21 protein-coding genes are annotated in these 22,508 nt (G+C 46.4%); 9 read left to right on the forward strand and 12 right to left on the reverse strand.

Features of this window, described 5'->3' with window-relative positions; all coding sequences use genetic code 11:
- Positions 1 to 533: 533 nt before the first annotated feature.
- The 4 genes from IQ270_RS17835 to IQ270_RS17850 all read right to left on the reverse strand — a co-directional run bounded on the left by IQ270_RS17835 (position 534) and on the right by IQ270_RS17850 (position 5,148).
- A complete protein-coding gene (locus tag IQ270_RS17835; RefSeq protein ID WP_193974491.1) occupies positions 534 to 2,630 on the reverse strand; it encodes a prolyl oligopeptidase family protein in 2,097 nt (698 codons plus the stop codon).
- A 266-nt stretch (positions 2,631 to 2,896) separates the two neighbouring features.
- Complete coding sequence (recR, locus tag IQ270_RS17840) at positions 2,897 to 3,490, reverse strand: recombination mediator RecR (RefSeq protein ID WP_193974492.1); 594 nt, start codon at positions 3,488 to 3,490, stop codon at positions 2,897 to 2,899.
- Positions 3,491 to 3,642: 152 nt separating this feature from the next.
- Positions 3,643 to 4,011 (reverse strand): translation initiation factor, encoded by a 369-nt coding sequence (locus IQ270_RS17845; RefSeq protein ID WP_193974493.1) that lies wholly within the window; start codon positions 4,009 to 4,011, stop codon positions 3,643 to 3,645.
- A 576-nt stretch (positions 4,012 to 4,587) separates the two neighbouring features.
- Positions 4,588 to 5,148: a peptidoglycan-binding protein gene (locus IQ270_RS17850; RefSeq protein WP_193974494.1), complete on the reverse strand. Its 561-nt coding sequence runs from the start codon at positions 5,146 to 5,148 to the stop codon at positions 4,588 to 4,590.
- A 257-nt stretch (positions 5,149 to 5,405) separates the two neighbouring features.
- Between IQ270_RS17850 and trpB the strand changes: the two genes are divergently transcribed.
- The 3 genes from trpB (at position 5,406) to IQ270_RS17865 (ending at position 8,125) form a co-directional block, all read left to right on the forward strand.
- Complete coding sequence (gene trpB, locus IQ270_RS17855) at positions 5,406 to 6,647, forward strand: tryptophan synthase subunit beta (protein ID WP_193974495.1); 1,242 nt, start codon at positions 5,406 to 5,408, stop codon at positions 6,645 to 6,647.
- A 284-nt stretch (positions 6,648 to 6,931) separates the two neighbouring features.
- Complete coding sequence (locus IQ270_RS17860) at positions 6,932 to 7,342, forward strand: CAP domain-containing protein (RefSeq protein WP_339384215.1); 411 nt, start codon at positions 6,932 to 6,934, stop codon at positions 7,340 to 7,342.
- A 153-nt stretch (positions 7,343 to 7,495) separates the two neighbouring features.
- Positions 7,496 to 8,125 (forward strand): ribonuclease D, encoded by a 630-nt coding sequence (locus IQ270_RS17865; RefSeq protein ID WP_193974497.1) that lies wholly within the window; start codon positions 7,496 to 7,498, stop codon positions 8,123 to 8,125.
- A 183-nt stretch (positions 8,126 to 8,308) separates the two neighbouring features.
- On the opposite strand, the gene IQ270_RS17870 is transcribed toward IQ270_RS17865, so the two are convergent.
- From IQ270_RS17870 to IQ270_RS17875, 3 genes are all read right to left on the reverse strand, one after another.
- Positions 8,309 to 9,400, reverse strand: coding sequence for a hypothetical protein (locus IQ270_RS17870; protein ID WP_193974498.1), 1,092 nt, complete (start codon positions 9,398 to 9,400; stop codon positions 8,309 to 8,311).
- A 424-nt stretch (positions 9,401 to 9,824) separates the two neighbouring features.
- Positions 9,825 to 9,950, reverse strand: a complete 126-nt coding sequence (locus tag IQ270_RS31970) for a hypothetical protein (RefSeq protein WP_255532460.1) — start codon at positions 9,948 to 9,950, stop codon at positions 9,825 to 9,827.
- 57 nt (positions 9,951 to 10,007) lie between these two features.
- On the reverse strand, positions 10,008 to 11,135 hold the full coding sequence (locus IQ270_RS17875) for a HetZ-related protein 2 (protein WP_193974510.1): 1,128 nt from the start codon (positions 11,133 to 11,135) through the stop codon (positions 10,008 to 10,010).
- 219 nt (positions 11,136 to 11,354) lie between these two features.
- On the opposite strand from IQ270_RS17875, the gene glyS reads away from it, so the two are divergent.
- Entirely contained in the window at positions 11,355 to 13,502 is a 2,148-nt protein-coding gene (gene glyS, locus IQ270_RS17880) for a glycine--tRNA ligase subunit beta (protein ID WP_193974499.1), read from the forward strand.
- A 582-nt stretch (positions 13,503 to 14,084) separates the two neighbouring features.
- Positions 14,085 to 15,431: a UDP-N-acetylmuramoyl-L-alanine--D-glutamate ligase gene (murD, locus tag IQ270_RS17885; RefSeq protein WP_193974500.1), complete on the forward strand. Its 1,347-nt coding sequence runs from the start codon at positions 14,085 to 14,087 to the stop codon at positions 15,429 to 15,431.
- A 138-nt stretch (positions 15,432 to 15,569) separates the two neighbouring features.
- Here the strand turns inward: murD and IQ270_RS17890 are convergent, their stop codons facing one another.
- The 4 genes from IQ270_RS17890 to IQ270_RS17905 form a co-directional block, all read right to left on the reverse strand.
- On the reverse strand, positions 15,570 to 15,728 hold the full coding sequence (locus IQ270_RS17890) for a hypothetical protein (RefSeq protein ID WP_193974501.1): 159 nt from the start codon (positions 15,726 to 15,728) through the stop codon (positions 15,570 to 15,572).
- 51 nt (positions 15,729 to 15,779) lie between these two features.
- Positions 15,780 to 16,145, reverse strand: a complete 366-nt coding sequence (locus tag IQ270_RS17895) for a hypothetical protein (protein WP_193974502.1) — start codon at positions 16,143 to 16,145, stop codon at positions 15,780 to 15,782.
- Entirely contained in the window at positions 16,114 to 16,296 is a 183-nt protein-coding gene (locus tag IQ270_RS17900; protein WP_193974503.1) for a hypothetical protein, read from the reverse strand. Before IQ270_RS17900 ends, IQ270_RS17895 begins: the two co-directional genes overlap by 32 nt.
- Before the next feature lie 329 nt (positions 16,297 to 16,625).
- Positions 16,626 to 17,048 carry an MAPEG family protein gene (locus IQ270_RS17905; protein WP_193974504.1) on the reverse strand — a complete coding sequence of 141 codons (423 nt, stop codon included), beginning with the start codon at positions 17,046 to 17,048 and terminating at the stop codon, positions 16,626 to 16,628.
- Between the two features lie 177 nt (positions 17,049 to 17,225).
- Here IQ270_RS17905 and IQ270_RS17910 point away from each other — a divergent pair, with 177 nt between their 5' ends.
- Together IQ270_RS17910 and IQ270_RS17915 are read left to right on the forward strand one after the other, a co-directional pair.
- Positions 17,226 to 17,405 carry a hypothetical protein gene (locus tag IQ270_RS17910; RefSeq protein ID WP_228056469.1) on the forward strand — a complete coding sequence of 60 codons (180 nt, stop codon included), beginning with the start codon at positions 17,226 to 17,228 and terminating at the stop codon, positions 17,403 to 17,405.
- Entirely contained in the window at positions 17,389 to 18,423 is a 1,035-nt protein-coding gene (locus IQ270_RS17915; RefSeq protein ID WP_193974506.1) for a DUF389 domain-containing protein, read from the forward strand. The genes IQ270_RS17910 and IQ270_RS17915 overlap by 17 nt, the downstream gene beginning before the upstream one ends.
- Positions 18,424 to 18,518: 95 nt before the next feature.
- On the opposite strand, the gene IQ270_RS17920 is transcribed toward IQ270_RS17915, so the two are convergent.
- Positions 18,519 to 20,267, reverse strand: a complete 1,749-nt coding sequence (locus IQ270_RS17920; RefSeq protein ID WP_193974507.1) for an ABC transporter ATP-binding protein — start codon at positions 20,265 to 20,267, stop codon at positions 18,519 to 18,521.
- Between the two features lie 205 nt (positions 20,268 to 20,472).
- Here IQ270_RS17920 and IQ270_RS17925 point away from each other — a divergent pair, with 205 nt between their 5' ends.
- Together IQ270_RS17925 and groL are read left to right on the forward strand one after the other, a co-directional pair.
- Positions 20,473 to 20,757: a hypothetical protein gene (locus IQ270_RS17925; RefSeq protein ID WP_193974508.1), complete on the forward strand. Its 285-nt coding sequence runs from the start codon at positions 20,473 to 20,475 to the stop codon at positions 20,755 to 20,757.
- A 16-nt stretch (positions 20,758 to 20,773) separates the two neighbouring features.
- Positions 20,774 to 22,474 (forward strand): chaperonin GroEL, encoded by a 1,701-nt coding sequence (gene groL, locus IQ270_RS17930; protein ID WP_193974509.1) that lies wholly within the window; start codon positions 20,774 to 20,776, stop codon positions 22,472 to 22,474.
- Positions 22,475 to 22,508: the final 34 nt, after the last annotated feature.

Genomic DNA, 22,508 nt, shown 5'->3' on the forward strand with positions numbered 1-22,508 from the left:
AAGTGTTACTTTTTACTTAAGTTTCACCGTAATTTCACTGAAAAATCTGTTTTTGAGAATTGTAAAATTTTTAATTTTAGATTCGATTGACTAATGTTGCCCCTTGACATTGGCACTAAACTCACTGAGAAAAGCGATCTCAAAAAAATGTCAAAACGACCACTCAAATATACAAAAATTAATATGATGAAATAGAAGTTAGGAAAAGTCAGACTTAGGATAATTAAATAACTTACAATCTTTATTGTTATTGTGGGATGGGCGAAAGGACGGGTGGGACGCCCCTCCCACCAACTTTTCTAAATTATTTAATTCGCGATCCTTAACAATTTTTACTAATCCTCAGTTTTGCTTGAATGGGCGATCGCACTCAAACAAAAAATGCTTTTTGCACAGCCAGAGATGTTCCCAGATTATTTCGGTCAAAAATTATTTTAAACTCCTACGAGATAAATGTTGCGTGCAGTGCGCGCCCGACGGTGCTCGTGCGCGCTGCACGGCCTAGGAAATGCAACCGCAAATCAGGGGGCTTACTAAGCGTCAATATCCAGTTCGCGCACCAAAAAAGCCCATTCATCCGCTAATTCTTCAATGACTTTAGCAGTAGGTTTGCCGCCGCCGTGACCCGCTTTGGTTTCGATCCGAATTAACACCGGCTTTTCTCCGGCGTGGGTTTCTTGCAAAGCTGAAGCAAACTTGAAACTGTGGGCCGGAACTACTCTGTCGTCGCGATCGGCAGTTGTAATCATTGTCGCCGGATAAGCGGTTCCAGGTTTCAGATTGTGCAGGGGAGAATAGCCGTGAATTGTCGGAAATTCTTCGGGATTTTCCGGCGAACCGTATTCCGAAGTCCAGGCCCAGCCAATGGTAAATTTGTGGAAGCGCAACATATCCATAACGCCGACTGCCGGCAATGCTGCACCAAACAATTCCGGTCGCTGAGTCATGCAAGCCCCCACCAATAAACCGCCGTTGCTGCCGCCTGCGATCGCCAATTTAGCCGGTTTGGTATACTTATTTTCGATCAACCATTCCGCAGCGCTAATAAAATCGTCAAACACATTTTGTTTGTTCAACTTAGTACCAGCTTGGTGCCACGATTCGCCGTACTCGCCGCCGCCCCGCAAACAAGCTGTTACATAAACTCCGCCCATCTCCAACCAAACAACTCTGCTAACAGAAAAACTCGGAGTCAGCGACACGCTAAAACCGCCGTAACCGTAAAGGTATGTCGGGTTGTTACCATCTAGATGCAAGCCTTTTTTGTGCGTGATAAACATTGGTACGTGGGTACCGTCTTTGCTCGGGTAAAATACTTGTTTTGTCTCGTAATCTTCGGGATTGAAATCTACCTTGGGCTGTCGGTAAATTGTACTTTCATCTGTCACCATATTGTAGCGGTAAATCGTGTTTGGCGCAGTAAAACTGGTGTAAGCATAAAAGGTTTCCGTGTCGTGCCGCTTGCCGCCAAATCCTCCCGCCGAACCGATTCCCGGTAAGGCGATTTCTCGGACGAAACAGCCATCTAAGGTGAAGATTTTAATCTGGGTGTAAGCGTCTTTCAGATAGGAAGCGACAAATTGATTGTTGAGGATGCCAATACCTCCAAGGGTTTCGGCTGCTTCGGGAATAATTTCTGCGAACTTCCCTTGACTGTCACCGCTAGCGAGGGATGATGGTGGTGGGTTGTTGGTGTCGATCGCAATTACGCGGCCCAGGGGAGCATTTAAATCTGTTTGAAACCAGAAAAGCGACCCATCATTGTCGATAAAACTGTACTCAGCCTCGAATTCGTTAATTAGTTCGACAACGCTGGATTCCGGTGCAGTTAAATCCTTGTAAAAAATCAAATTTTTAGTTTCAGTTCCCTGCCAAACTGCTACAATTAAGTAGCGACCATCTTCAGTAACACCGCCGCTAAATCCCCACTCTTTTTGATCCTGTCGTTCGTAGATTAATATGTCTTCCGATTGCGGAGTTCCGAGCTTGTGGTAAAATAGTTTTTGGTAATAGTTAACATCTTCGTGTTTTGTTTTTTCGTTGGGTTCATCGTAGCGGCTGTAAAAAAAGCCTTTACTATCGTGAGTCCAGGATGCTCCCGAAAATTTCAGCCACTTTAAATGGTCGGATAAATCTTCGCCAGTTTCCACATCGCGGACTTTCCATTCTTGCCAGTCAGAGCCGGAAGTTGACAAACCATAGGCCATTAGTTTGCCGTCTTCGCTGATAGCTATGCCGCTGAGAGCAACGGTTCCGTCTTCTGATAGTGTGTTGGGGTCAATTAATACTTTGGCTTCGCCGTCTAGGGATGGTAAAGTATAAAGTACCGATTGATTTTGCAGCCCGTCATTCTTGTAGTAAAAATAGCGATCGCCCTCTTTGAAAGGTATGCCGTATTTCTCGTAATCCCAAAGTTGAGTCAGCCGCTGTTTGATTTTTTCCCGCGCCGGGATTTGGCTGAGGTAGCCGAAGGTGACTGCATTTTGGGCTTCCACCCAGGCTTGAGTTTCCTCTGATTCCGGGTCTTCCAGCCACCTGTAGGGGTCGGATACTTGGACGCCGTGGAAGTCGTCAGATGCGTCGGTTTTGCGGGTTGTGGGGTAGCTTAAAGGTCGATCGAACTTAGCCATGATTTTTCACTCTCGGTAACTTTGCTTAGTTTAACTTTTTATACCAATTTTTTATGAGGCTGCTCCCGAATCCGATCCCCCCTAGCCCCCCTTAACAAGGGGGGAACAAGATTCCGATCAAAGTCCCCCTTGTTAAGGGGGATTTAGGGGGATCGAGATATATGCAACTTTACATTAAATTGGTATTAGATCAATTCCGGTTGTAGCGGAATAATGTTGACTGTTAACTGTTGACTGGTTTCAACCGCCGAATAATATTGAAAAAACTAATCCAATTCCCTCCTTCCTTCCAAAGCACGAGCCAAAGTTACCTCATCCGCATATTCCAAATCCCCCCCCATCGGCAAACCAAAAGCTATCCGCGTAACTTTGGTAAAAGGTTTCAATAAATGACCGATATAAAGAGTAGTAGTTTCGCCTTCCACGCTGGGACTAATCGCAATAATAACTTCACCAATCTTTTGCTGGCTGACGCGGCGCACTAACGGTTGAATGTTCAGTTGTTCCGGGCCAATTCCATCCATTGGCGAGATAACGCCGCCGACAACATGATATTTACCGATGTATTCCCGCGTTTTTTCTAAGGCGATTACATCGCGGGATTCTGATACTACACAAATCGTATAACTGTCGCGGTTGGTGTTGCGACAAATTTCGCAAACAGGTTCAGCGGATAAGTGAAAACATACGTTGCAGAAACCAACTTGTTTTTTGGCATCAATCAAAGATTGAGCTAGGGCTCGCACGTCTTCTTCCGGTCGTTTTAAAATATGCAAAGCCAGCCGCTGTGCTGTTTTTGGGCCGACTCCGGGCAAGCGCTGCAATTGTTCTATCAAACGAGCTAAGGGTCGAGTGTACATTAAAAATTGGCGGTAATTGGTAAGATCATTTCTGGTTGATTGGCGATCGTATAATTTGCGCGATGTAGCGGCGGGTTTTACCAACCATCTATGTTTAAAATTAAGTATATCATAAACCCGCCCCGCCCATACACTGATGAGTATTGACTAATTTACCCTCCACTAATTTTAGCTTTGTAGCCTAACTTTGTGATAATTTCTAGCAGTTTTTGCTTGTGTTCGCCTTGAATTTCGATTTCATTTTCCTTGACTGTTCCGCCAGTACCGCATTGGGCTTTTAGCTGCTTTGTCAAAGCTGCTAATGTTTCGGGTTTTCCCTGGAATCCGCTGATGACTGTAACTGTTTTACCGCCGCGTCCTTTTCGGGATGCTTCGATTTTGAGGTTTTGTTGATTTGGGGGAATTTCTTGTATTCCTCGTTGGAGGGCCGCGGAGTTGTCAACATTGCCAAATTCGGAGTAAACAATTCGTTTTCCTGATTGGTTATTGGTATCGGAGTTTTTGGGTTTTGATGTACTCATAGTAGTTTGGTGTTTGGAGTTAGGCTGGGTAGCCGATGAGTTCGGCATTTCGGCAGGGAATGAATTCCCTGCCTCATAGCTAAAGTCCTCGCTATGAGGACTGTAGAATGTGTTTGAGAATGGTTGATTTAGATAAGTTTTCAGGGAATATAATCTCTGAGATTTGCGGTTGGTTGTACATAGATTGTACTTGATATTAGCAGTCAGTTAAAACTGACTTTAGCTCTCTCGACAGGGAATTCATTCCCTGGCTGGCTATCAGGGCGATCGTACATTCCCCGGTTTCAATTGAATTATATCGTTTACCGTTGTTTCTGGAGGAGTGAACCGCTGAGGGCGTCCAGGAAGAGAAGATGGAGATGGATAATTCTGTTGAAGCGCGGGTTTGAGATGGGTGGGGAATTTAATTTTAGTTGGTTAAGTGCGATCGGGCGCAAGCAAAGAACCCCGACTTCGCAGAAGTTGTCGGGGTTCTAATCAATTAGTTTCACCAGTAAGTGGGTATAAACCCGATACCTTCATAGAAACGTTGGCACTGATTGAAGCGTTTCTATATATCGAGGGAATAAAACCCGATTAGGAGCAAATAATGCCAGACCACTCTTGATGTCCTCGACCTGGTTGACACTGAAATTGCCGTCCGACCCAAATAATTTCCCATTTATTTTGGTAGCGTTTTAATTCAACGCGCTGTCGTACTGCACCGACTGAATCGTCAGCTAGGCCTATTCGGGTGTATAAAATTACAGATGTTCCTTCTCGGGAATATGTAATTGAAATCTCTTCATAACTTCTTCCTTCTTCATCTTCCAACCCCCTAAACAATTGTGCCGCTACGGCTTTTGGATTAGTCGCTGTAATGCCTTCAGAAGAGATGAATTCTTGTACGTTAACTACCTGAAAATTAGAACGTGGATTGTTCGCTGCATTTAGTTGAGCCCAAGTTTTATCGCCGACTATGCCGTCGGGAACCAGTTTTTGGGACTTTTGGAAATTGATGACAGCTTGCTTAGTTTTTGGCCCAAAAATACCATCAATGATACCTGGATCAAAATTTAAATTTTTCAAACCTTCTTGTAGCTTGGTGACTTCGGGACCTCGTGAGCCTTGTTGAAGCAGAATAGAAATAGAGTTCATGATTTGTCCTTGCTTAGTTGTATGTTGTATTTCATGTTTGAGATCAACATGCACTTAACTTCGCTGCTGAATATATTCACTCCTGAATATACCCATTCCGTATAAATCACGTATAAAGCATAAATTTTCTTCAAATACTCAATTTTGGAGATGATCGAAAACGACCGAATCGACCTTTCAGCGATTTGCACACCCGATCGCCCATCGCCGCATCCACTCGATATAATAAAATCTGTCCCATTATCCCCACAAAGTCTGTGACAGTCACACCCCTGCGTCTCACCACTGAAACCACCACCGCCCAACGCCCCGACTCCCTCGGCAGATTTGGCAAATTCGGTGGCAAATATGTCCCCGAAACCCTGATGCCGGCTTTATTCGAGCTCGAAGCGGCTTTTCACAAATACCGCAGCGAAGCGGAATTTCAACAGCAACTTCAACAATTGCTCAAAGATTATGTCGGCCGCCCCAGCCCTTTATATTTTGCCGAACGCCTCACAGAGCATTATGCTAAAGCAGACGGTACCGGCCCACAAATTTACCTCAAACGCGAAGATTTAAACCATACTGGAGCTCACAAAATTAACAACGCTTTAGCTCAAGCATTGCTCGCAAAACGCATGGGAAAACAGCGGGTAATTGCTGAAACTGGTGCGGGCCAACACGGCGTTGCTACTGCTACTGTTTGCGCTCGTTTTGGTTTGGAATGTGTTGTCTACATGGGCGTTCACGACATGGAAAGACAGGCTTTAAATGTGTTTAGAATGCGGCTGATGGGTGCGGAAGTGCGCCCGGTGGCGGCGGGTACGGGAACGCTGAAAGATGCGACTTCCGAAGCGATTCGCGATTGGGTGACTAATGTGGAGACTACTCATTATATTCTCGGTTCGGTGGCGGGGCCGCATCCTTACCCGATGATCGTGCGCGATTTCCATGCAATGATCGGTCAAGAAACCCGCGCTCAGTGTCTAGAAAAATGGAATGGTTTGCCGGATATTTTATTAGCTTGCGTGGGCGGCGGTTCTAATGCAATGGGTCTTTTTCACGAGTTTGTCGGGGAAGAAACTATCAGATTGATTGGTATTGAAGCGGCGGGCGAAGGTGTGGATACGGACAAACACGCTGCTACTTTGACTAAGGGAAGTGTGGGTGTTCTGCACGGGGCGATGAGTTATTTGCTGCAAGATAATGAGGGTCAAGTGATTGAGCCGCATTCGATTAGTGCGGGTTTGGATTATCCGGGCGTGGGGCCGGAACACAGTTATTTGAAGGATGCCGGCAGGGCTGAATATTATAGCGTAACTGATGAACAAGCTTTGGATGCTTTTCAACGATTGTCGAAGTTGGAGGGGATTATTCCGGCTTTGGAAACTGCTCACGCGATCGCCTATTTGGAGACTCTTTGTCCGCAGCTAACTGGCAGTCCGCGCATTGTCCTCAACTGTTCGGGACGCGGTGACAAAGATGTGAACACTGTGGCGAAGGTTCTGAATATCTAGTTTACCGGAATTTCGGGCGATCGCTCTGTAGGAATGGGTAAGATTATGTCCGGTTATAAAAACTCGGCGGTTGAAACCAGGTTTACACAAACGTGTTAGCCTTCCCGAAGGGTAGTCCGCCTCCGCGGACTAAGAGGGTGATTAACCGGACATAATCTAACAATTCAGTTTATTTATTGTTCTAAGTAATGTACAAATCTTTGGTTTTCATATCACTAGGATTTATAGCAATTTTACCTAATTGTTCCCAACTGATTGTTACACAATCTCCCCCACCCAATTCGATGAACACAACTTTTGCTTCTGGTTCAATTGCTGAGTTAGAAAAAGCTGTCAACCAACAGATCAATCAATATCGAGCCTCGAAAAAGTTGCCGCCGCTGACTGTCGATCCGCGAATTAGTCAGATAGCCAGAATTCACAGCGAAAATATGGCGAGTGGGAAAGTTAAATTTAGCCATGATGGGTTTGAAGGGCGGGCGAAAGCAATTACTGTTCCCTATCAAAGTGTAGCTGAAAATGTTGCTTATAATATGGGCTTCAGCGACCCGGTTCGCAATGCTGTTGAGGGTTGGATTAAAAGTGAGGGTCACCGCAAGAATATCGAAAGTCAATTTAATTTAACTGGGATTGCGATTGCCAAAAATGCCAAAGGGGAGTATTATTTTACTCAGCTTTTTGTCCGCAGTCGATAAGATGAAGGAAGAGGGGGAGAGGGAGAGAGGGGGAAAGAGGGAAAATTGCCTAATTACCAATTCCCAATTACTAATTCCCGATTCCTGATTACCACTAACCACTAACCACTAACCACTAACCAATAACCAATAACCACTAACAAGTAACCAAGAATGGAATTTGCAGATTTTCAAGTGTGCGATGGCGATATTTCCGATGCTCTGTTATCTTATTATTTGACGGCTGAGGCGATCGCCGTTGATACTGAAACGATGGGTTTGCTACCGTGGCGCGATCGCTTGTGTTTGGTGCAGTTGTGCGACGCCGGAGGTAAAGTTGCGGCGGTGCGGATTGCTAAAGGCCAGACGGCGGCGCCGAATTTAAAAAAGTTAATGGAAGTCCCGAATATTGAGAAAGTGTTTCACTTTGCACGCTTCGATTTGGCAACAATGCGCTACAATTTAAGTATTGACATTGCACCTGTTTTCTGCACAAAAATAGCAAGCAAGTTAGCGAGAACTTACACCAACAGACACGGACTTAAAGAGTTAATTCAAGAGTTGGAAAAAGTAGAACTCAACAAAACTTCTCAAAGTTCGGATTGGGGAAATTTTGATGGTCTTTCAGACGAGCAACTGAGCTACGCTGCGAATGATGTCCGCTATTTGCTGAGCGCTAAACAAAAGTTGACGGGGATGTTGCAGCGAGAGGAACGCTGGGAAATTGCACGGCAATGTTTTGAGAGTTTGTCGGTTTTTGTAACTTTGGATTTGTTGCAGTACAAGGATATTTTTGAGCACTGATCATATTGCGTGCGATCGCACAACTGCACTCACAAAGGTTTGTAGTGAGGACTTTAGTCCTGCTTTAGATTTGGATGAGTCAGGACTTTAGTCCTGACTACGAACCTAATTATTATTATTGTTATTTATTTGACCTGGCTAGATTTGAGTTAAAAAAATTTCAAAACTTACAACTATTTCTAATTATAACTCCTCGGGATTTTGTTCGTGCATCAAAGCTTCAAGTTGACCGTCAACATTTCTGACAACTTGTTCCAAAGCGGGTAAACCTTCCAAAGGCAAAGGAGAAAGCCGAGTTCGATCGCGCATTAGATTCACTTTCCGCTGCAATTCTTTTGCCAGCTGCAGCGCCTCCCGACTCAAACTAGACAACTGCTGCTGCTGGTAAAACCTCAAAGCCGCCCCGCGCAGCACTTGCAGCGTGGCTTCTTCCTTGCCGCCTACTGCCATTACCCGCAAGCGCAACAGCAAATGAGTGTTTTGATATATGCGTTCAACTTCGACTTGTTTCGGATGTTCCACGGGGGAAACAGGCATATCCGTCAGCCGCTTCAACTCGTCGATGACTTCTTCAAACAGCACCGGATCGATACCTTCGACGATCGATTTCAAAACGCCGTCTTGACTCCAAAGAATACGGCCTTGCGACTGAGGTCGCTCAAAAAACAGGCGGCCAATACCGTCTAGCAGCACTCTACCGAGCAATTCTTGCAGCAGTTGGGGCGCTGGCAAAGTTGCCAAAACTTCGACAGGGCTTGACAAGTGCAAGGGTTCGACATCCAAAACAGGCATCGGGGCAGGCGTCGGGTCAACTTCAGCGCCTGCTGAGGTGTCGGTTGCTGCCGAGGCTGTTTGAAACTCCTCGCCAGGAGAAATGGAGGGTTGTGGGACTGACAGTAGGGTTTCTGATTCGGAGTGTGAAGTTGCTGGTGCGGGGTTTTTGAGTGTTGGGATTGCTGCGGTTTCTGTTGGGCCCGGTTCTGTGACTTGGCTGCCGTGGAGCAAGTAAGCTGAGAGCATTGAGCGCTGAGTTTCCGAGGCAATTTGCTCGGTTGTGACTGAGCAATTCATGTAAGCTAAAATCCGCTGCACGTAGTCCAAGGCGGAGTTGTCTTGCCCATCGACTACGCCCAATGTAAATATATTGCCTTCTAGAGATAAAGGCAAAACTTGATAGTAAAGGCAAGCTTCAAAGGGGACAACTGTGTCGATTAGTTGAAATATTCGATCGGAGTCCATTGTAGCCGCCGAGTCTGTTGAAGATGTATGTACCATTGGCTGTTCTTTAGTCGCAAGCGCGATCGAGCGCGCCACAACAAGCTGATTTATAGAATTAAACGCTGCAAGTTCCCCCTAGGAGACAGTCCCCTGAAAGCGGAAGCTTGTATCAAAAAAAATCTTTAGTCCCAGAATTTTTTCCTTTGTGTGTTGGCGTCTCAAAATCTACCGAAAGATTGACAATTAGTAGATGATGACTGGAGCGCTGATGGCGAACTATCATGGCTCGCGCGAGATTGAGCCAGTGGCTGGCAACTACAGAACGATCGCCATTAACGTGCAAGTTTGACAGATGCACCCCAACCGAGGATTGACGGGCAACGGCTAAATTGAGGATTGGTTCAAGAATCCTGACGAGTCGATCGCGCTGCTCATATTTTACCCCAAAGAGTTCGCCGCGAGCGTAACGATATCGATATTTTTACGCCTGAGCTACGAAATCCGGAGCGATATTACCCCAGCCGATCGCCACGGGCGACCTGGCAGTTTTCCGGGGAAAAAATCGCAGGATTTTGTAGCTGTTCGGGAATCGATTAGTAGCAAGCATTTTGCAAAATCCTACCGTCAATTAAGAATTAGGAATTGCCGGCAACCAATTGTAAATCTATTCGTTGCGGAGGGATTGAGCTGCTAAATATAGTTTGCTCCACTCGCCGATGACTTGATTAGTTTTTAGCTTTAATTCAGAGGCAATTTTCTCGACACTCTTCCCTGCTTTAAGCGATTCTACCAACTGCCGCTGCACCGGCGTCAGGTTTTCTAAATATTGCTGCCACTGAGTCGGAGTCAAGCCCAAACTGTGTTCTTGGAGCGAAGTTTCCAGCCAGCTAGCGACTAATTCCGGTGCTTGTTTGACCGCAAAAACTCGAATCGCGTGGTAACTGACTTTTTCTCGCAAGCGGTAAATTTGTTTCACCGGAACTTTTAAAGCCTCAGCAATGGCTTCTTGGGAACGGCCTTGCAGGTAAAGCCGCAGCCACTGAGAAGCCAGCGGATCGACTTGGGCCGCCAAGTAATTCTCAAATTCTTGCTGGACAATCTGCCGCCCCGCTTGTCGCTCTTCCCAAGCTTGATTTTCTCGATAATCGGACATCGCTTGTTCGTCTAGCAGGCTGAGCGGTTCGTCTGTATCGTCGGGTAGAATTTGTTCCGACACCAGCCGCACCCAGTCTCCCGCCGGGACTTGCGTCAACCCGCCCCGCTGGGAACGCCGCAGGTAGTTGACGAAGCGGTACACTAGCAGCGGCTGGTTGCGGATCGGCCGCAAGCAGTATTCTTCGGTACTCGCAAGCAGCAAAGCATTTCGCAGGCGTTTGTCTGTTGTGCATTCGGCAATCCAGGCGACTTGCTGCTGCAGGTAGCGATCGGAATTGAGCATTTCCTGAATCACTTCTTGCAGTACCTCCACCGCACTCCGCTGTCTGTCGCGGCTCAGGGAAACCCACGCTTGGATTTTTTGCCGGAGCACCACCAAACCGCCCAGCCGCCCGATCAAGTTGCGGTAAGCTTTTTCAGGCGGTACTCCCAGATACCGAGAAAGCAAAATTCGATATAAAAAGTCGATCGCCCCAGAGGCGACGCTCAATTGAGCCGCACCAAAAGTGTCCCATCTTTCTGGCCCCTCTCCCAACAGCCAGCGGACAACACTCTCGCGAGTGCTAGAACTCTCGTCCCGGCAATCTTGTTCGAGTCGCAACTTCCAGTCTTGTGCCAGTCTTTCCGCCAAGGTCATGTGCTGCTCTTGAATATCTTTCACCCCCGATTTTACGTGGTATGCTGATTTTTTGAGTCTTTTTTGGATTTAATTAGGACTTGTGCATGGGTAAAATAATTCTGTCATTGGACGATCGCGAGATCAATTGCAGGTTTTTTTTCACTGGCGATCCGTAAGTTTTTCACGATCGAACCGGTAGTTCACTTGCCCGTTGACCAAAACACCCAACGATGTAATATGCCTAACTTTTTATTAGAACTCGGTACCGAAGAATTGCCCGCATCTTTTGTCGCTAGCAGCGCCCACCAGTGGGAACGGCTCGTGCCTGCAACTCTGGCAGAACAATCCTTGACAAATAACTCAATTAATGTATACGCTACTCCGAGGCGTTTGGCCGTTCTAATCGAAGGACTGCCAGTTAAGCAATCAGACAGAGAAGAAGAGGTAAAAGGGCCGCCTGCGAGTTCGGCTTTTAAAGATGGCAAACCGACAAAAGCAGCGGCAGGTTTTGCCAAAAAGCAGGGCGTAGAAATTGATGCTTTGTCGGTTCGGGCTACGGATAAAGGCGATTTTGTGTTTGCGCTCAAACAGATTCCGGGGCGGCTGAGTGCGGATATTTTGGTTGAACTTGTGCCGCAGTGGATTAATAAGTTGGAAGGTAAAAGATTTATGCGGTGGGCTGACGGAGATTTGAAGTTTCCTCGCCCGATTCGATCGATCGTAGCGCTGTTAGATGATACTGTACTGCCGATCCAATTGGTCAGCGGTTCGGATACAGTCAAGAGCGATCGAATTTCCCAAGGACACCGGGTGTTACATCCGCAGCCTGTTTCGATTCCCCAAGCCGAAGATTATGTCGGGTGTCTGCGGGCTGCTTGCGTCGAAGTCGATCGAAAAGGGCGCAAAACTCAAATTCAAGCACAAGTAGAAGCCGCCGCCACAACACAAGGCGGTTACGCGGACATTACCGAAGACTTGTTAGAAGAAGTCACCGACTTAGTAGAATGGCCGAACGCAGTAGTAGGCAAATTTGACGAAGAATTTTTGATATTGCCGCCGGAAGTAATCACCACAATTATTGTTACAAACCAGCGCTATTTCCCCATCCTCAAAAACCCAGATTATCCCGAACTTCTGCCCTGTTTCGTTACAATTTCCAACGGATCTCCTGCCGCATCGGCGATAATTGCCGCCGGTAACGAGCGAGTCGTGCGGGCGAGATTGGCCGACGGTGAGTTTTTCTACAAAGCAGACTTGGTAAAGCCTCTAGAGGATTATTTGCCGAAGTTGGAAACAGTCACTTTCCAGGAAGATTTGGGGACAGTGCGCGCTAAGGTCGATCGGCTGTGCAAGATTGCCAGCCTCATCGCCACTCAACTGCAAATCACAGAGGAAGAGCAAGCTTGCGTAGAAAGAGCAGCCTTACTTTGCAAAGCCGACCTCGTTACCCAAATGGTTTACGAACTTCCCGAAATGCAAGGAATCATGGGGCAGAAATACGCCTTAGCAAGCGGCGAACCCGAAGCAGTAGCCACAGCGATTTTTGAACATTATTTGCCCAAAGGTGCGGGGGACAAATTACCACAAACTCTCACAGGTCAAATTGTCGGAATAGCCGACAAATTAGATACATTAGTCAGCATTTTCGGCTTGGGAATGTTGCCGACAGGTTCCTCCGATCCCTTCGCTTTGCGCCGCGCTGCCAATGCCATAATTAACATTATTTGGGCCGCTCAGTTGCCTATCAATTTGCACAAAATCATCGCAGAAGTTGGAGCAGAATTTACCGTAACGCGTTCCGAAACACCGGGGGAGTTGCTATCGCAATTATACGAATTTTTCCTGCAAAGAGTTCGGACTTTGCTGCAAGAAGAAAAACACGTAGATTACGATTTGGTGAATGCAGTTTTGGGAGAAAACGACCCAGAATATACCGAACGAGCATTGAGAGATTTGTTGGATGCGCTGGAAAGAGCGCTGTTTTTGCAACAAATCCGCAATGACAAGAGATTGGATCTGATTTACGAAACAGTCAACCGTTCAACTCGTTTGGCGGCTCAAGGTGATTTGGATAAAACACAATTGGAACCGAAAACTGCGGTGAAACCAGAGTTATTTCAAAAGTCGTCAGAACAAGCTTTTTACGATGCTGTGGTGCAGTTAGTGCCGCAAACCGAGCTATCCAAACAAACTCGGAATTACCAACAATTAGTAGAGAGTTTGACTGAAATTGCTCCGACTGTCAGCAACTTTTTTGACGGGCCAGAAAGCGTTTTGGTGATGGATTCTGACGAGGAAATTAAGCGCAATCGCTTGAATTTATTGGGTTTGCTGCGGAATCACGCGCGGGTGTTGGCTGACTTTGGGGCGATCGTCAAAAGTTAGAATAAAATTGTAGGGCGGGCACTCCAGCGATTGGTGTCAACCGAAGAAAACCCTCTGTATATCTGGCTGATCGTCGAGTCTAGATCCCCCCTAGCCCCCTTAAGAAGGGGAGTAGGGGGTGGGACAAGAGTATTCTCAAAGTCCCCCTTCTTAAGGGGGATTTAGGGGGATCTAGACTTCGATAAAATTGACTTAAATATCATTGCAAAAGTTGCAAAAGTAGGGAAGGTATTAACAATGAATAACAGGGAAATTATTCGCTATATGGCGCAAAACCCAAATCGGTTCTGGGTGTTCGCGCTCAGTGTATTCATAGTGTATCTAATAGTATTTAGATACTACCATGACCTTGGAGTGCAGGTGCAATACTTATTTTTTATAATGTATTTTTTCTCAGGCTGATTATCCTATCACGCTCGCTGTCTAGCAAAAGAGATTGTCCGCTTGGAAGAAAAGATAGAAGAACTGGAGAGACGCATTCCTTAAAAAATTAAGCCTAACGGCCAATAAGTCATGGCAAACAAAAGGTTAAGATATAAACTTACAAAACCAGGGAAATTCGCTCCATCACACACATAACATATGCCGATAGCTCACATTATTGGATTAGGAAAATCGGGGAATGCCGCCGCCAGACTGCTAAAACGCGAAGGATGGGAAGTAACGCTGAGCGATCGCTCATCGTCCCCAAATTTGCTCGAACAGCAACAGGAACTCGCCAGCGAAGGAATTGCAGTTGAGTTAGGTAAAACTTTTGAACCAGACAAATCGATAGAATTAATAGTAGTAAGTCCGGGAGTTCCCTGGGACAGCCCAGCATTAGCGCGCGCCAGAGAGTTAGGGATTGAAACAATCGGAGAAATGGCGTTGGCGTGGCGCTATCTCAAAGCTCCTTGGGTGGGAATTACTGGCACTAACGGCAAAACTACAACTACTGCTTTAATTGCTGCTATTTTTGCAGAAGCAGGGCTTCACGCTCCCGCTTGCGGCAATATTGGCTATGCTGCGTGCGAATTAGCTCTGGCCGAAAAACAGCCGGATTGGGTAATCGCAGAAATCAGCAGCTATCAGATAGAATCCTCGCCGTCTGTAGCACCGCGAATCGGAGTTTTGACGACTTTAACACCGGATCACCTCAGCCGCCACAAAACTTTAGAAAATTACTACAACATTAAAGCGCATTTGCTGAAAAAGTCGGAATTGCAAGTCATTAACGGCGACGATCCTGGTTTGCGGCAGCAAGGAGTTGACATTTGGCCGGATGCGTGTTGGACGAGTGTTAAAGGTGAAAAAGAATTGTTGGGAAAACGCAGTTTTGGAGCCTACATCGAAGACGGTTGGGTAATTGCTCAAAGCGAAAAAATTCTGCCGACTTCGTCTTTGCGGATGGTGGGAGAGCACAATTTGCAAAATTTGTTGATGGCGGTGGCAGCGGCTAATTTGGCGGGACTCGATCGAAGTGCGATCGCCCAAGCCATTGCTAAATTCCCCGGAGTGTCGCACCGTCTCGAACACATCCGCACTTGGGAAGGCATAGATTTCATCAACGACAGCAAAGCTACTAATTACGATGCGGCACAAGTCGGGTTGGCTGCTGTCAGCGCACCGGCGATTTTGATTGCGGGGGGCGATCCCAAAGAAGGTGACGATCGCGCTTGGATCGATACAATCAAGGCCAAAGCTGTGGGAGTGCTGCTAATTGGGGATGCGGCAGGTATTTTTGCCGATCGGCTCGAACAAGCAAATTATAATGCTTGGGAAATCGTCGAAACAATGGAAAGAGCAGTGCCCAGAGCCGCAGAATTAGGCAAACAGAACAATGCTAAAGTCGTCCTGCTTTCGCCAGCTTGCGCCAGCTTCGATCAATACCAAAACTTCGAGCAGCGGGGCGATCGTTTCCGCCAATTATGCCTCGAATGCCTAGTTTAGATATGTCATTGTTCGCTGTGTACAAATTAAAATTATTATACACAGCGAACACTAACAAAATTAAATCTGCGTTCATCTGCGTCTATCAGCTTACATCTGCGGTTAAAAATTAAAACCTCTGATTTAGACCAATCTACTTTAACTAACAGTCTTCCAAATATCCTTAATTCTCGCCTGCTCTTCCCATTGTAGAACGCCAAAAACTTGCATCATTTCCTCATGAGTATAATCAATAATTATTGCCGCCAATTGAGCCACCGTTTCCGCTTCCAGCATTGCTAGTTTCAATTTTGTCATTGCTGCTTTATCCATTAACACGAAACTTTTAATTTTTACCTCATTTAGATTTTAATTTTCCCTACAAATCTCTTTCACTTGTGCATTAAAACTAGAAAAATCAGCAGAACTGATTGTATCAGAATGCTGCCCGGAGATTTGAAAATCTTCGCGGCAAAGATGAGAGAGCAATTTTTCATCAATCTCCAAAATATTGCCTGCAGAAGTGGCATTGTTTTGCCACAAAATTATGGCAATTTCCCTTTCCAGTTGGCGATTGCCTTGCTCAAAGAAATCTTGAGAATTAGAAGGAAACAAACCGCTATTAACTTGCTGAATTTGGCTGGGTGTCAGCGGTAGAGCTAAGACAGCACCCGGAAATGCCAAAGATGCTGCTAGGGACAAGCTAGGAATTATTTGTTTGAGAATGCTGTTCATCACTGTCGGGAGGAGTTTTTACCTCTGTTGGTGGATCGTCTTCTAACTCGCGTGCTAATTCATCTTCGACTTGCAGTTTTTCTTGCCACTCTGCTAGCTGCTGAAAAAGTTGCTGGCTAATTTGAAATACGGGTTTATTGGTTTCTGACATATTTACTCCTGAAGGTGATTGAAAAAATTAGATTTAGGGCGTCAGGTGTGGCGAGTATGCCGGGAATAGGTGACACCAAATCAAAGTTAAACATAACTTTGATTATTTATTGAGTCTGTGGCGCACCGTTCGGACTTAGTGTAGTGTAGCGGCCGTTTTCAGAGACTGTTGGCGAATTTGTTGGGGGTATGACCAATCAATTCTAGAACGAAGCATTTGCGATCGCCCTCTGTGAGTCAACAGCTATGGGGTAAATTAGAAATTGAGCCAATATCCGCCATTTTTATGGGTGAGGGATTTAACCCTTGTTGATTGACCGACACTATCTTTTAACCGCCGACTTTGATATTCAGCAGGGACAGAATTATGCCAATTAAGGAACCGCCCAGCAAAGTTAAAGTAGCTAATGTACTGATGCCAAATCCTGCTGCTCGTTTTTCGGCAGCCTGATAGTAACCCCAAGCAAACAAAATGCGTCCAACTATCCAAACTGCGCCGATACCTGCTGCCCAAATTGGGCTGATAAATTGCGAAAACAGCCACAGCGAGGGCAAAAATAAAATCATTTGCTCTAAGGTATTTTGCTGAACTCGCACTACCCGCTCAAAGTCTGGGTTTCCTGTCATCTGCGGGGGAGAAACTTTGTGTTTGAATCGGGCTCTGCCGACGTTGATGGTAACAATGAAGTAGAGAATTAATGCTGAAACAGTAATGAGACTGGGCCAAAGTGTGGCGTTTGCTTCTGCGAACATGATTCGGTATGATTGTGCTGAGTAGATATTTTGATTGTAGCTCAATTTTTGTCGATCGCGCTATTGCATAGTTATCGAGTCATTCAAGGCAGTGTAAGCTGTTGCGGCATTTAAATTGAATGTCAAAAAAAATCCCCTAATGAGTGGGGTGGGCAGGAGAACCCCCCTGAACATACAATGTTTATTTTTGTGACAGCTTATTTTATTGAAATGCTCGGTATTAATCATCCTGCCGCAATTGGTTTTGTGTTCCATACTCTCCAAGAGTTGCGGGCTGGGATGGTGATTTTTTTGACCGCACCTGCATACCTGCAGCAGCCATATACTTCAGGAGACTATTGTGTTGAAAAATATTAGAAAGCGTTTTAAATCTTTGACCGGGAAGAGGATCGATTCAGAGCAGTTAAATCAAATACTGCTTGAACTGTTGGAAGAGTCAAGCCTAGATATTAACTATCTTGTCTTAATTTTTGGTTCCTGTGTAATCGCTACCTTGGGACTTATTTCTAATAGTGCAGCAGTGATTATCGGTGCTATGATCGTTGCGCCTCTGATGTTGCCAATCCGGGGGTTAGCATTTGCCGCGGTAGAAGGCGATTTGCTTTTGTTCCGCAAAAGTTTAAGTGCATTAGCAGTGGGGACGGTGCTAGCAATTTTCTTGGCTTGGTTGCTGGGTGTTTTGGTCAAAATTCCCGATTTTGGGGTCGAAGTTTTAGCTCGTTCTAAACCTACATTACTAGACTTGGGAATTGCGATCGCCGCTGGGGGAATTAGCGGTTATGCCAAAATTCAGCCGAAAGTTTCTGGTACTCTGGCGGGAACTGCGATCGCCGTGGCTCTGATGCCGCCAATTTGTGTTGTAGGTTTAGGCTTATCTCAAGCTAACTGGTCCCTGAGTTTGGGAGCAAGCCTGCTCTATGTGACCAATTTGCTGGGAATTACTCTTTCCTGTATGATGACCTTTTTAATTGCCGGCTACACGCCCCTGCATCGCGCTGGTAAAGCCCTCTTTTGGGCTTTAGGATTGACGGGTATACTTGTGATTCCTTTGGGGGTAAGTTTTGCGGAATTGATCGACCAAGCGCAATTAGAAGCTAGTTTGAAGCGGGCGCTGCTCAACAAAACTATCACTTTTCAACGGGTGGAACTGATTGAAAGCGATACTAGCTGGTTGGTGAAACCGCCGGAAGTTCGTCTGATTGTTCGCACAAACGAACCTTTGACCCCGAAACAAGTGCTGCTTTTAGAAAAATTTGTCGAAAAAGAAATGGGTCGAAAATTTACCCTGATTTTTCAAGTCGATAAAGTTCAAGAAGTCCGGCGAGAAACTCTGAATAAGGAATCGGACAAAAAAGGAGTTTCTCAACCAAAATAAAAATCATTTTTTTGACAGAAAGCTCTCGCAAAGAGCCACCGCCTATTCCATTTATAGGCTAGAACTGTAAAGAAACCGGGTTAGAAGCGCCTTGGTTAGTGCAGTAATTCCTCTAGTTTTTGCTGCTTCCACAAATATTGATAAAGCCCTGTTTGTCCTACTAATTCTTGGTGAGTGCCGACTTGAACTATTTCTCCTTTTTCCATCACAAAAATGCGGTCTGCGGTAGCAGCGGCTGACATCTGATGCGAGATGAAAATTACTGTTTTGCGATCGGTTCCGGTTGCTAAGTTATGTAAAATGTCGGTAGCCGTTTGATTGTCTACGCTGGAAAGTGCGTCATCTAAAATTAGCACTGGAGCGTCAACTAACAAAGCCCTAGCTAATGCTGTCCGCTGTCGCTGTCCGCCGGATAAGGTGATGCCGCGTTCGCCGACAACTGTTTTGTATTGCTGCGGAAAGTTAAGGATTTCGGCGTGAATTTGTGCTTGTTTTGCTGCTGCTTCAATCTCGGGCTGTTCCGCTAAAGGATTGCCGTAGCGGATGTTATTCTTGATGGTGGTGCCGAACAAAAAGCTTTCTTGGGGCACGTAGGCGATCGCCCCGCGCAATTCCTTCAATTTGACTTCGGTAATATCCTTTCCATCAACAAATAACTGACCCGGAGCGATATCTAGCAAGCGCGGTAGCGCATTGGCTAAGGTTGATTTTCCCGAGCCGATCGCCCCAACAATTGCGACAGTTTCCCCGGGTTTTATGGTAAAATCAACATCTTTGAGTGCTGGTATTTTAGCGCCGGGATACGTATAATTTAAGTTGTTGGCTACAATTTCGCCGATTACTGGAGTTGGCATTTCAATTGCACCGACAGCATCCTTAATTTGTGGTTCCACAGTCAAAATTGATTCGATGCGATCGACACTCACTTCTCCCCGCTGGTAAGCAGTAATTGTGAAACCCAACAGCGCTGTCGGAAACACTAAACGCTCGACATAAATCAGCAAGGCTACAAAATCGCCAATGCTAATGTCGCCCTTGGCAATTGCTCCGCCACCAGCAGAAAGCAGCACCAGCAAACTGATGCTTGCCAAACCGCCCAGCAGCGGAAAAATAAAGTTTCTAGTTTTAGCTAATTCCAAGTTTGCTGATAGCAACTGTGCGTTGCGGTAGCCAAAAGCGCGGCGTTCGTTTTCTTCTTGGGCGTAGATTTTAATTACGGAAATCCCGCTCATATCCTCTTGAATTAAGTCGCTCATCGCCGATAGTTCTTCTTGCACGTCTAACTGCTGGATGCGAAGTTTGTCGCTAAATAACTGTACCAAAACCAGCATTAAAGGATAAACGGCGATCGCAAAAAGTGTCAGGCGTACATCGATTCCCAACATCACCGGCAAAGTCAAAGCATAGGCAAATGCCGTATTCGCCAAACTCAGCACCGCAAACCCCACCAAGCGCCGAATATTGTCTAAATCGGAAGTAGCGCGGTTAATTAAATCTCCTACCGTATTGGCTGCAAAATAAGAGGGTTCTAATGTTAATAAATGATTAAATATTTGCTGTTTGAGGTCAAATTCGACTTGACGCCCTACGCCAAATAGCAAAATCCGCGACACCATCCGAATCACCCACATAATTGAGGCGAGGATCAGAATCAGGATCACGTAGTTGAAAACTTGGTCAAATTTAGTCGCAACTTGGAGAGTGTCAACTGAATTCCGAATCAGCAGGGGAATGTAAACGCCCACAGCATTGACAATTAATAGCGAAAAAATGCCCCAAAATGTGGGTTTCCAGTGGGGGCGCATATAAGAGCCGAGTTTTTGCAGTCGAGAATAACGAGCCATTATTTTAAGTCAGTTGTCCGTTGTTAGTTGTCAGTTGTTAGTTGTTAGTTGGTAGGGGCGGTGCCCCGTGCGGGCGCTCTTAGTTGTCAGTTGTTAGTTGTCATTAGGAAGAAGACATGAAAGGCTTCGCTCAAGGTAAAAAGAAGCTAGAAGGAAGCTTTATCCTAAGCTAGACGATCGCCGATGGAAGTTAAGAATTTTTTGAATGAAAATTGTGCTTTGGGATGACTCGCTATCAAAAGTGGGTTTGGAGTTGAAGCAAAAGCCGATCGAGATGTCACAAACCACATTATATCTGCGGGGACAGGATATCTGTGAGGACAGGATATCTGTGGGGGACTTAGGCCAAGGCTGGTTTTGGGCCGCCCGGAGCGATCGTCCAAATCCCCAATCCGTTCCTGCAACCCCCCCACAATCTTGGGGCACGCTACAATCAAAAATCGATCGGCTTAGCACTCAGCCTCAGAGAGTGCTAAATTTGCTAATGTAAGCCAAAGGAGACAAACATGACCAAAATAGTTGCATTTAGCGACAAATCTCGGCGGGCACTAGAACGCGGGGTAAATCAACTCGCCGATGCAGTCCGCATCACCTTGGGCCCGAAAGGCCGGAACGTCCTATTGGAAAAGAAATACGGGGCTCCTCAAATCGTTAACGACGGTATCACCGTTGCTAGGGACATCGAACTCGAAGACCCCCTGGAAAATGCCGGCGCTCGCTTAATTCAAGAAGTCGCCTCCAAAACTAAAGATATCGCAGGTGACGGCACTACAACCGCCACGGTGATCGCTCAATCCCTGATTCGCGAAGGTTTGAAGAATGTCGCCGCCGGTGCTAATCCTGTAGCGCTACGCCGGGGTATAGACAAAACGATCGCCCACTTGGTGCTGGAAATCGCCAAATTGGCGAAACCCGTCGAAGGATCTGCCATTGCTCAGGTCGCCACTATCTCCGCCGGTAACGACGAAGAAGTTGGTCAAATGATTTTTGAAGCAATGGAAAAAGTCACCAAAGACGGCGTAATTACTGTTGAAGAGTCGAAATCTCTGACCACAGAATTGGAAGTTGTCGAAGGGATGCAGTACGATCGCGGATATCTTTCGCCGTATTTCGTCACTAATAGCGATCGAATGGAAGTTGAGTACGAAAACGCTCGTATCCTAATTACAGACAAAAAAATTAGCTCCATTCAAGAACTAATCCCAATTCTCGAAAAAGTCGCTCGCACCGGTCAAGCCCTGATCATTATCGCCGAAGATATTGAAGGCGAAGCTTTGGCAACTTTGGTGATCAACAAAGCCCGTGGCGTATTGAACATCGCAGCCACCAAATCTCCTGGATTTGGCGAGCGTCGCAAAGCTATGCTTCAAGATATCGCCGTTCTCACCGGCGGTCAACTGATTTCCGAAGAAGTCGGACTCAGCATTGATGCCGCAACTCTAGAAATGCTCGGTACCGCCCGCAAAATTACGATCGACAAAGAAAACACCATCATTGTCGCTGGCGACGAACACAAAGCAGATGTCGAACAAAGGATCGAGCAAATCCGCAAGCAGCTAGCAGCCACGGATTCCGACTACGACACCGAAAAGCTAACCGAACGGATTGCCAAACTCGCTGGCGGTATCGCTGTAATTAAAGTAGGCGCAGCTACCGAAACCGAGCTCAAAGACCGCAAACTGCGGATTGAAGATGCTCTCAACGCTACTAAAGCTGCTGTGGAAGAAGGTATCGTTCCCGGAGGCGGTACGACGCTGATTCACCTGATTACCAAGATAGATGCGATCAGAAATACTTTAGACGCTGAAGAGCAAATAGGTGCTGACTTGGTTGCGAAAGCTTTGGAAGCACCTTTGCGTCAAATCGCTGATAATGCCGGCGTTGAAGGTTCGATCGCGATCGAGCGAGTGCGGGCTAGCGAGTTGAACGTTGGCTACAATGCTCTCACCGACGTGTACGAAGATATGATTGCCGCCGGGATTATTGACCCGGCTAAGGTAGTGCGATCGGCTTTGCAGAATGCCGGTTCCATTGCTGGTATGGTGTTGACAACTGAAGCTGTGATTGTCGAAAAACCCGAGAAGAAAAAAGCCGGCGGCGACATGGGCGACATGGGCGACATGGGCGGCATGGGCGGCATGGGCGGCATGGGCGGCATGGGCGGCATGGGCGGCATGGGCGGCATGGGCGGCATGGGCATGATGTAGTCATCAGTCATCAGTCATCAGTCAGTAGGGTCGG

The organism is Microcoleus sp. LEGE 07076, assembly GCF_015207455.1.
Lineage (GTDB): Bacteria > Cyanobacteriota > Cyanobacteriia > Cyanobacteriales > Microcoleaceae > Microcoleus.